We start from the raw sequence: 11,950 nt of genomic DNA on the forward strand, positions 1-11,950 counted from the left end.
CCACTCACGACGAGAACTCAACAACCGCACAGTCCCTGCATCCCAATCGATCTCACTACTCGGCGGATCGACATGCAACGTCGCCGGCAACACCCCACAACGCATCGCCTGCACCATCTTGATCACACCCGCCAACCCCGCCGCAGCCTGAGCATGACCCACATTCGACTTCACCGAACCCAACCACAACGGCCGACCCGGATCACGACCCCGACCATAAGTCGCCATCAACGCCTGCGCCTCGATCGGATCACCGAGGGGCGTGCCGGTGCCGTGCGCCTCCACCACATCCACATCACCACCGGAAACCCCAGCGTTCGCCCACGCCTGGCGGATCACCCGCTCCTGCGCCCGACCACTCGGCGCCGTCAAACCATTCGACGCCCCATCCTGATTCACCGCCGAACCCCGCACCACACCCAACACCCGATGCCCCAACCGCACCGCATCCGACAACCGCTCCACCACCAACACCGCCACACCCTCAGCCGGACCGAACCCATCAGCACCAGCACCGAACGCCTTACACCGACCATCCCCCGCCAACCCACGCAACTGCGAAAACTCCACAAACATCGCCATCGACGACCACACCGTCACCCCACCCACCAACGCCAACGAACACTCCCCCAACCGCAAACCCTGCACCGCCAAATGCAACGCCACCAACGACGACGAACACGCCGTATCCACCGACACCGCCGGCCCCTCCAAACCCAACACATACGCCACCCGCCCCGACGCCACACTCACCGCATTACCCTCACCCACAAAACCCCCGAACCCCACAGGCGCCCTACCACCAAACCGCGCCGCATAATCCGACCCCGCCACCCCCACATACACACCCGTCGCCGAACCACGCAACAACCGCGGATCAAACCCCCCATACTCCAACGCCTCCCACGACACCTCCAACAACAACCGCTGCTGCGGATCCATCGCCAACGCCTCACGCGGACTCACCCCGAAAAAACCCGCATCAAAATCAGCCACCCCCTCCACAAACCCACCCTCACGCACATACGACCTACCCGCCACACCCACCCGCGGATCGAACACACCCTCCACATCCCACCCACGATCACCAGGAAACCCCGACACCACATCCCGACCCTCCACCACCACATCCCACAAACCCCCCGGACCCCCCACCCCACCCGGAAAACGACACCCCATCCCCACCACCGCCACCGGCTCACACAACCCACCCTCAACCACAGCCAACCGCGACCGCAACGACTGCAACTCCCCCGCAGCCCGCTTCAGATACTCCCGAAGATCATCCTCATTGGACATAACAGCCCCTTCCAATCGAATTCACGTACCAACACAGCGCACCCAGCGCTGAACCGACAACGAACTTGTGCCGACGCCCGACAATTAGCCCCCGTCGATCACGCTGAAAAGGGAGGCATCGTCGATCGTGTCGAGGTCGGCGACCCGATCGGTAGGGCCGTCGTTGAGTTTGCGTTCGATATTCCGCATCCGGCGGAGCACGGTTCCCTTGATAGATTCGCCGAGCTGTACCGCAGCAAATCGCTCCTCGACGCGACTCAGCAGTTCCATCAGTTCGGTTATGTGGTTGTCGGTGTCGGTAGTGGTGTGTTGTGGGGTGATTTGGGTGCGGAGGTGGTAGGCGAGTGCTTTGGGTGTGGGGTGGTCGAAGACCATGGTGGCGGGGATCTTCAGACCGGTGGCGGTTTGGAGGCGGTTACGGAATTCGACAGCGCTGAGGGAGTCGAAGCCCAGGCTTTTGAACGGTTCCTCGGGAGGAATGCTGGCGGGTGTGTCGTGTCCGAGGACGACGGCGACCTGACCGCGCACGAACTCCAGAATGAGACGCTCTTGCTCAGTTTCGTTGTGCCCGTGCAACAGTGCGGAAAGTTTGGATTGCTGGGCGCTCTCCTCGTTGCTGGCGCGGCGCCGAGACCGGGCGACGAGACGGGCTATGGCCGGCACCGAACCTGCTGCGGTGAGAGCCGCGGTGTCGATCCGCGCGGGAATCACCAGGGGGTGACCGGAGTCGATCGCGGCGTCGAACATCGCCAGGCCCTCGGCCGTGGTCATGGGCAGAAACCCGCTGCGGGCCATCCTGGCCGAGTCCTGATCACCCAAATGTTCGGTGAGACCGGTCTTCTGCTCCCAGAACCCCCAGGCCAATGAGATGCCGGCCAGTCCTTGTCGTTGCCGGTGACAGGCCAGCGCGTCGAGGAAGGTGTTGGCGGCCGCGTAGTTGGCTTGACCGGGCGAGCCGAGAATCCCTGCGGCAGAAGAGAACATGACGAACAGGGCCAGATCGTCCTCGGCGGTCAACTCGTGCAGATGCCATGCGGTATCGACTTTGGTTTTGAGGACCGGTTCCCATTTGTCGAGCGTCAGTGCCGAGAAGACGCCGTCACGCAGCACTCCGGCGGCGTGCACCACACCCGTCAATGGATGTTGTTGCGGCACTTGCGATAAGACTCCACGCAGGGCGTCGCGGTCGGACACGTCGCAGGCGACCACATCGACGTGCGCGCCCAGGGCGGCCAGTTCGTGCACCAGGTCTTGCGCGCCGGGAGCCGCAGCGCCGCTGCGGCTGACCAGCAGAAGGTGCCGCACCCCGTAGTGCTGGACCAAGTGCCGCGCGAAGACCGCGCCCAGTACTCCGGTGCCGCCGGTGATGAGGACGGTGCCGTGGGGATCGAGCCGGCGCGGGATGGACAGCACGGTCTTGCCCACATGCCGTGCTTGGCTGACGTAGCGGTATATCTCCGGGAGCCGGCGAACGTCCCATGCGGAGGTGTCGACAGGTTCGATGTCCCCGCGCGCGAACATCGCCGCGAGTTCGCGCAACATCTCCCCGAGACGATCCTCACCAACCTCGAACAACACAAACGGCTGATAACTCACACCGGGATGACACCGCGCCACTTCGCCCGGATCACGAACGTCGGTGCGGCCCAGCTCGATGAAATGGCCGCCCCGGGGCAGCAGACGCAGCGAGGCATCGGTGAGTTCACCGGCCAGCGAGTTCACCACGACATCGACCCCCTGGCCCTCGGTGGCGTTCAGGAACGCTTCCTCGAATTCCGAGGACCGGGAAGTGGAGATATGACCGTCGTCCAAACCCATCGACCGGAGCACCGGCCATTTGGCCGGACTCGCGGTGGCGAATACCTCCAACCCCCACACACTGGCCAACGCGATTGCCGCCATCCCCACCCCGCCGGTCGCGGCATGAATCAACACGCGCTGACCCCGCTGCACGCGGGCAAGGTCGCGCAGTGCGTGATACGCCGTCAAGAACACCGCCGGAGTACCGGCCGCGGTAGCGAACGACCAGCCCTGCGGAATCGGCGCCACCACACGACAATCCGCGGTCGCGAACGAACCGACACCCTCGAACACACCCATTACCCGGTCGCCCACAGCCACATCCGTGACCCCGGCGCCGATCGCCACCACAACCCCCGCGCCCTCACCGCCGATGACCGCGTCAGGGTCTGGATACATGCCCAACGCCACCAGCACATCCCGGAAGTTGATCCCGGTGGCGCGCACAGCGATTCGAACCTCGCCGTCCCCCAGCTCCGCGTCCACGGCAACCGGTTCGGCGACGAAGTTCTCCGCGGTCAACGTTCCCGCGCCCGTGGTTCGCAACCGCCACGATTCCGTGCCGCCCGCACTGATATCGATGACCGAAGAACCGTCCATCCGCACCAGCCGCGGCACCTGCACCACTTTCCGGCGCACCGCCGCCTGCGGCTCCGCACTGGCCAGCACCGCCGCGACCGCCCACTGCACGTCGGCCCAGTCATCGATGTCGACGAGTACGACACGATCGGGATGCTCGTTCTGCACCGATCGCAACAAGCCCCATACACCGGCATCCACCAGACCCGGCACCGCGTCGCAACCATCGACAGCGACCGCGCCCGAGGTCACCACCACACAGCGGCTACTCCCCTGGTCCTCGTCAGCCAACCAACCCTGAAGCCGCTCCACCACACCCCATACACCGGTGTCCGAGCAGCGCAGCACGATTGCATCCGCAGCCATCACCGGATCGACCTCGCCCACATCCACGGGTTTCCAGTCGAGGATGTACAGCGTTTCCTCACCGGTGTCGACGGCGTGAAGTTCGCTCAAACCGACACCGCGCACGGTGAGTATGGCCTCGGCAACCGGCTGGCCCACGCTGTCGTACAAGACGATCGCGATCCGGTGCTCACCGATCACGTGCAACCAGGCCCGTAGATGACGTGCCCCCAACGCATGAAGGCGGACCTCTTCCCACGCGAACGGCAACAACACCTGCCCATCCGGAACCGGGAGATCGAGAAACCCGATCGCCTGCATCGCCGCGTCCAACAACGCCGGATGAATCAGAAACTCATCCACACCGGCCCCCGCCGCTTCCGGCAACACGACCTCGGCGAACACCTCGCCGTTTCCGCGCCAGACCGCGCTCAGCCCCTGGAATACCGGCCCGTAGTGGTAACCCCGCTCAGCGCATACCTCATAGAAATCCTCGACCGACACCCGCTCAATACCCACCGGCGGCCACGCGCCGGCCGCACCCGCACCCGCACCCGCACCCGCACCGACGGACTGTTCCGCATCCGGGCCGACCACGCCCTGAGCATGCGAACTCCACCGGCCCTCAGCATGTTCGGGCCGAGAGAACACCTCCACCCGACGACCACCATCCGCCTCGTCCTCGACAGCCGCCACGACCACGCGGACGTCGACCCCGCCCCGCTCGGGAACCACCAACGGCGCCTGCAACACCAACTCACGGATTACATTGCAGCCCAACCGATCACCGGCAAACAACACCCACTCCGCCAGCGCCGCTCCCGGGATCAGGACCACCGAACCGACCGCATGATCCTTCACCCAGCCGTGCGAACCCACCCCCAACCTGCCGGCGAACACCACCTCACCCGAAGACGGGGATTCCACCACGGCCCCCAAGACCGGATGAGCACACCCACTCAGCCCCAACCCCCGCGCATCCCCCACACCGGCAGCCTCCAGCCAATACCGCATGCGCTCAAAGGCATACGGAGGCACATCCACCAACTCACCACCACCGACCAACACCGACCACTCCACACCCACACCCACCACAAACGCTGAAGCCAACGATTCGGTGAAGCGGTCAAGCCCGCCATCGTCGCGGCGCAACGACTCGATGACGGCGGTTGCGGTGTCGTCGTCGTAGCAGTTCTCTTCGACCGGCACCGTGAGGATGGGGTGCGGGCTGATTTCGACGAACGTTCGGCAACCATCTCGGACCGCTGCTCGCACGGCCTTGTCGAACCGGACGGGTTCGCGCAGGTTCGAATACCAGTAGTCGGCGTCGAGGGTTGCCGGGTCGATCTCGACGCCGTGCAAGGCGGAGATGAAATCGGTTGTCGCACCGTGGATCGGGACGACATCACCGAGATCGGTACGGATGTCGTCTTCGATGTCGTCGATCTGGCGCGAGTGCGACGCGTAGTCGACCGGTAGCCGCTTGGCGTCGACGCCCTCGGCTTCCAGCTCCGAAAGCAGTTCGTCGAGGGCCGCGCAGTCGCCGGACACCACGGTTTTATGTGAGCTGTTGACAACGGCGATGTCGAGTCGGCCGGGCCATTCGGTCAGTCGCGGGAGCAATTCTTCGGCCGACAACTGTACCGAGGCCATACCGCCCCGCCCCGAGAGTTTCGCCACGCACCGGCTGCGCAGGACGACTATGCGCGCGGCTTCGCGTAGCGACAACACGCCCGCGACACACGCAGCGGTGATCTCACCCTGGGAGTGCCCCATGACAGCGTCGGGCTGAACTCCGGCCGCGCGCCAGGCCTCGGCCAGTGCGATCGACACGGCGAACAGCATCGGTTGAAGGACGTCGACCGCATCCAGGCCCGATGCCGTCGAGACGCCCTGCAGAACGTCATAGGGGCTCCAGTCGACGAACTCTCCGAGTGCCTGTGCCGCGGTGTCGAATGCGGCGGCGAACGTAGGGTTCTGGTCGTAGAGTTCGCGGCCCATGCCGAGCCATTGAGAGCCCTGGCCGGGGAAGACGAACACCGTCTTGCCCTCGTTTTTCGCATGTCCGACCACCACGCCGGGTCCGGGCTCGTCGGCGATCAGGGCTTGCAGCCGGGAGTCGAGTTCGTCGCGGTCGGCGCCGATCAGCACAGCGCGGTGCTCGAACACCGTGCGCCGCACCAACGTCGCCGCCACCGCGCGCGGATCGACATCAGGATGGGTCTGCAGGAACTCGAGCAACCGCGTCGCCTGAGCGGTCAGCGCCGCGGGACTACGCGCCGACAAAACCCACGGCAGCACCGGCGCCCTATCGGCGGGCTGGTCCTCTCCTTGCCTCTGCGCCGTGTCGGCGGGTTGGTCGGGTGCCGGTGGTGGTGCTTGTTCCAGAATGACGTGAGCATTGGTGCCGCTGATGCCGAAGGACGACACCCCCGCCCGACGCGGGCGTCCCGGGGAGAGCCAGTCACGGCGGGAGGTCAGCAACCGCACAGTGCCTGCGTCCCAATCGATCTCACTGCTGGGCGGATCGGCGTGCAACGTCTCCGGTAGCACCCCACAACGCATTGCCTGCACCATCTTGATCACACCCGCCAACCCCGCCGGGGCTTGAGTGTGGCCCATGTTCGACTTCACCGAACCCAGCCACAACGGCCGACCCGGATCACGACCCTGGCCATAGGTCGCCATCAGCGCCTGCGCCTCGATCGAGTCTCCGAGGGGCGTGCCGGTGCCGTGCGCCTCCACGACATCCACATCGCCACCGGAAACCCCAGCGTTCGCCCACGCCTGGCGGATCACCCGCTGCTGCGCCGGGCCACTGGGCGCGGTCAGACCATTCGACGCCCCGTCCTGATTCACCGCCGATCCTCGCACCACCGCCAACACCCGATGTCCCAACCGCACCGCATCCGACAACCGCTCCACCACCAGCACCGCAGCACCCTCGGCCGGACCGAACCCGTCAGCGCTGGAACTGAACGCTTTACACCGGCCATCCCCAGCCAACCCACGCAACTGCGAAAAGCCCACGTAGATATCCGGATTGGCCATGACCGTCACGCCGCCGACCAGCGCCAGCGAACACTCCCCCAGCCGCAGCCCCTGTACCGCCAGGTGCAACGCGACCAACGAGGACGAACACGCCGTATCCACCGATACCGCCGGGCCTTCCAAACCCAACACATACGCCACCCGCCCCGAGGCCACACTCGAGGTCTTTCCGGTCATCAGATGGCCCGCGTAGCCGTCTCGGTCTTGGCACACGCTTGGTCCGTAGTCCTCATCGACGATCCCCGTGTACACCCCGGTCGCCGAGCCGCGCAACGACCGCGGATCAAACCCCGCATGCTCCAACGCTTCCCACGACACCTCCAACAACAACCGCTGCTGCGGATCCATCGCCGACGCCTCACGCGGACTTATCCCGAAAAACCCCGCATCGAAATCTCCTACTCCCCCGACGAACCCGCCCTCACGCACATACGACTTACCGGCCACCCCGACCCGCGGATCGAAAAAGCCCTCGACATCCCACCCACGATCATCGGGTATCCCCGACACCACATCCCGACCTTCGAATACCACATCCCACAAATCCTTCGGGCCCATCACCTCCCCCGGGAAACGACACCCCATTCCCACCACGGCCACCGGTTCACACAACCCACCCTCGACCTCGGCCAACCGCGACCGCAGCGACTGCAACTCCCCCGCGGCCCGCTTCAGATACTCCCGAAGATCATCCTCATTGGACATAACAGCCTCTTCCAATCGAATTTAATGACTAATGCAGCGCTGAACCCACAACGAATACGTCGTGCGCGCCCTAAGTGACACCACCGGCGAGGGTGGGCAGTAGCTCGTTGATGTAGTCGATGAGTTCGTCGGGCGTCTCGTAGTCGAAGACCGCGCTCGGCGATATGCGTATTCCGGTTACCGCCGAAATTCCGTTTCTGAACTCCATCGCACTGAGCGAGTCCACCCCGAGATCCTGGAAGCTGCGACGCGGATCGATCTCGCTGGGGTCGGAAAAGCCGAGTGCCACCGACAGTTCGTCGAGGACCACCTCGCGTATCTTTTCCAATCGCTGCTCCGGAGTCATCGCCGATACTTCGGCCAGCAGATCGGAGTCACCCTCGGCGACTCTGCGGCTCGGTGACAGGTGATTCGCGCCGCGGGAGGAATCGCCGAACATCGCGAACATGCCTGCTTTGGCGCTCAACGTCCGCAGGCGGTCGAGATCCAGGCGCGCAATGACGGTCCGTGCCCGGTCGGAGGTAAGAACATGATCTAGTGCGGTAAGCGCTTGCGGCGCGGACATCGGGCCGATTCCCCACCGATCGAGCCGGCCGTTGTCGGCCGTCAGCAGGTCACTGCCCATTCCCGTCGTCGATTCCCAGAGGCCCCAGGCAATCGACGCGGCCGGAAGCCCAGCGGTCCTCCGGTAGTCGGCGAGGCCGTCGAGAAACCCGTTCGCCGCCGCATAGCCCGCCTGACCTGGTGTGCCGATAGCCGCGCTGAGGGAAGAACACATGATGAAGAACGCGAGTTCCGCGTCGGCGGTCAGTTCGTGAAGATTCCACGCGCCGCCGGCCTTGGCACCGAGAACATTGTCGAGATCGTCTCCGGTGAGTTCGTCGAATGACGAGTCCGCGAGCACTCCGGCCGCGTGAATGACCCCAACCAATGGAGCATCGCCGGGAATCATGTCCAGTACCCGCCGCAGGCTCGCTCGGTCGCTCACGTCGCAGGCGACCGAGTCGACGGCGGCTCCTCGTGAGCGCAGCTCCTCGCACAACGAAATCGAGGCGGCAGATGTCGAACCCGTTCTGCTCAACAGCAGAATGCGCGACGCACCATGTTTCACCACGAGGTGACGTGCGAGCGATGCGCCGACGACACCGGTGCCGCCGGTGATCAACACCGTTCCTTTTTCACTCATGCGCAGCGGGCTGGGCAAGGTCGATCCGCTCGCGCTGACCGGGTGGATTCTCGGGCTGAGGTGACGATGCCCACGGACCGCCACTTGCGTGCCACCGCGAGAACCGATCGCCTTCGAGAGGGCGGTGTCGTCCCAGTCGTCGGTGTCGACGAGCACGATACGGTCGGGGTATTCGTTCTGCACCGATCGCAACAAACCCCACGCCGATTCACCGCCGGGACTTGCGCCATCGGATTCGACGACACGGATAAGTTGTTCGGTGACGACCACAATTGTGGACTGTGGATCCGCGGTCCGTAGATGTGAGCGGACGTCCTCGACGATGCGGTGCAACCACTTACGCAGATCGTCCAGGTCGTCGTTCCATTGCCATTCATATCTGAGGACATGGCGTGACTCGGAGCCGGGCGAGTCGTGCAGCAGCGTCGTGGGTTTCCAGTCGAGGGTGTATAGCGTTTCCTCGCCGGTGTCGATGGTTTGTAGTTCGCTCAAACCGACACCGCGCACGGTGAGTGTGGCCTCGGCGACGGGGTTTTCCGCTCCGTCGTGCAGCGCGATGGCGATCCGGTGCGCACCGGTCACGCGCAACCGGGCCCGTAGATGACGAGCTCCCAGGGCGTGGAGGCGGACCTGTTCCCACGCGAACGGCAACAACACCTGGCCGTCCGGAAGCGGGAGATCGAGGAATCCGATCGCCTGCATCGCCGCGTCCAGCAACGCCGGATGAACCAGAAACTCCTCCACACCAGCGGCTACGTGTGGAAGGGCCAACTCCGCGAACACCTCACCCTCGCTGCGCCATACCGCCTTCAGTCCCTGGAACACCGGGCCGTAGTGGTAACCCTGTTCGGCGCACGCCTGATAGAAGCCGTCGACCGAGATCCGATCAGCGCCCACCGGCGGCCACGCTCGGGCTGCTCCGGCGTCGACCGACTGTCCCGTGTCCGGGCCGACCACGCCCTGAGCATGCGAATTCCACCTGCCCTCTGCATGTTCGGGCCGGGAGAACACCTCCACCCGACGACCACCATCCGCCTCGTCCTCGACAGCCGCCACGACCACGCGAATGTCGACCCCGCCTCGCTCGGGAACCACCAACGGCGCCTGCAACACCAACTCACGAATAACGTTGCACTCCAACCGATCACCAGCGAACAACACCCATTCGGCCAGCGCCGCTCCCGGGATCAGGGTCACCGAACCGACCGCGTGATCCTTCACCCAGCCGTGCGAGTCCACGCTCAACCGGCCGGTGAACAGCACCTCACCCGAAGTCGGGGATTCCACCACGGCCCCCAAGACCGGATGAGCGCACCCACTCTGCCCCAACCCTCGCGCATCCCCCACACCGGGAGCGTCGAGCCAATACCGCTTGCGCTCAAAGGCATACGGAGGCACATCCACCAACTCACCCTCACCGGCCAGCACCCGCCACTGCACACCCACGCCTGTCACAAACGCGGCAGCCAGTGATTCCAGCACGCTGGTCACCGCGTCACGGCGTCGACGCAGCAGCGCGACCGCCACCGGTGCGGTGGTGACTTCGCGAATGAGCGGGGTCAAAGCGCCGGGTCCGACCTCGATCACTCGGGCGTCGGGGTCGTGGTGAGCGAGGGTGTGCATCGAATCGGCGAAACGGACCGTCTCACGAACATGACGAACCCAATAATCCCCCGCCCCAAAGCCTTCGGAATGCAACTGGCCGTCCAGATTCGACACGATCCCCACCACAGGCGCCGACACCGTGACCCGCGAAACGATCTCGGCGAACTCGGCGAGCATCGGCTGCATCAACACCGAATGAAAAGCATGCGACACCGCCAAACTCGTCGACTCGAATCCCTGCTCACCCAGCCGTGACGCGATACCGGCGACCGCCTCCCCAGGACCCGAAATCACCACCGCCGCAGGACCATTGACCGCAGCCAGACTCACATCGGTGTCCACCAGCAACGGCGCGACGTCTTGCACACTCGCCCGCACGGCCACCATCGCCCCACCAGCAGGCAGCTGCGACATCAACCGCGCGCGGCCCATCACCAACGCCACCGCACCCGGAAGATCCAGCACGCCGGCGATATGGGCGGCGGTGATCTCTCCCAGCGAATGACCCAACACCACATCGGGAGCGATCCCACATTCCGCCAGCAGGGCACACAGCCCCACCTCCACAGCGAACAAACCCGGCTGCGCATACAAGGTGCTGTTCAAGACCTCGGCGTTCTCACCCCACACCACATCACGCAATGGCTGATCCAACATCCCGTCACATGCCCGCGCCACGGCATCGAACGCGGCGGCGAAGGTCGGGTACCGGTCGTAGAGTTCACGACCCATGCCCAACCATTGCGACCCCTGACCAGGAAAGACGAACACCGTCTTGCTCTCGGTTCCCGCACGTCCCACCACGACGCCGGGGGTGGGCTCGTCGGCGATGAAAGCCTGCAAGCGGGATTCGAGCTCGTCGCGGTCGGCGCCGATCAGCACCGCACGATGCTCGAACACCGTGCGCCGCGCCAACGTCGCCGCCACCGCGCGCGGATCGACATCAGGATGGGTCTGCAGGAACTCGAGCAACCGCGTCGCCTGAGCGGTCAGCGCCGCAGGACTACGCGCGGACAACACCCACGGCAACACCGACGACCCTCCGCTGCCGGTCGACTGTCCTTGTACCTGCACCTGTGTCGGCACCGTGTCGGCGGGCTGATCCTCTCCCTGCCTCTGCGCCGTGTCGGCGGGTTGGTCGGGTGCCGGTGGTGGTGCTTGTTCCAGGATCACATGAGCATTCGTGCCACTGATCCCGAACGACGACACCCCCGCCCGACGCGGACGACCCGACGACACCCACTCACGACGAGAACTCAACAACCGCACAGTCCCTGCATCCCAATCGATCTCACTACTCGGCGGATCGACATGCAACGTCGCCGGCAACACCCCACAACGCATCGCCTGCACCATCTTGATCACACCCGCCAACCCCGC

At 64.9% G+C, this 11,950-nt stretch carries 3 protein-coding genes; all 3 read right to left on the minus strand.

The genetic code is table 11. The features are described 5' to 3' along the window. The coding region (locus QH470_RS11105) for a beta-ketoacyl synthase N-terminal-like domain-containing protein (protein WP_483243935.1) at positions 1 to 1,320 on the minus strand (1,320 nt) is incomplete at its 3' end. Positions 1,321 to 1,383: 63 nt separating this feature from the next. After that, entirely contained in the window at positions 1,384 to 7,779 is a 6,396-nt protein-coding gene (locus tag QH470_RS11110) for a type I polyketide synthase (RefSeq protein WP_280272224.1), read from the minus strand. Positions 7,780 to 7,849: 70 nt separating this feature from the next. Continuing rightward, a partial coding sequence (locus QH470_RS11115) for an SDR family NAD(P)-dependent oxidoreductase (RefSeq protein WP_483243934.1) occupies positions 7,850 to 11,950 on the minus strand: 4,101 nt, incomplete at its 5' end.

Origin of the sequence: Nocardia wallacei (genome assembly GCF_029868745.1) — a bacterium.
In the GTDB taxonomy this organism is placed as follows: domain Bacteria; phylum Actinomycetota; class Actinomycetes; order Mycobacteriales; family Mycobacteriaceae; genus Nocardia; species Nocardia wallacei_B.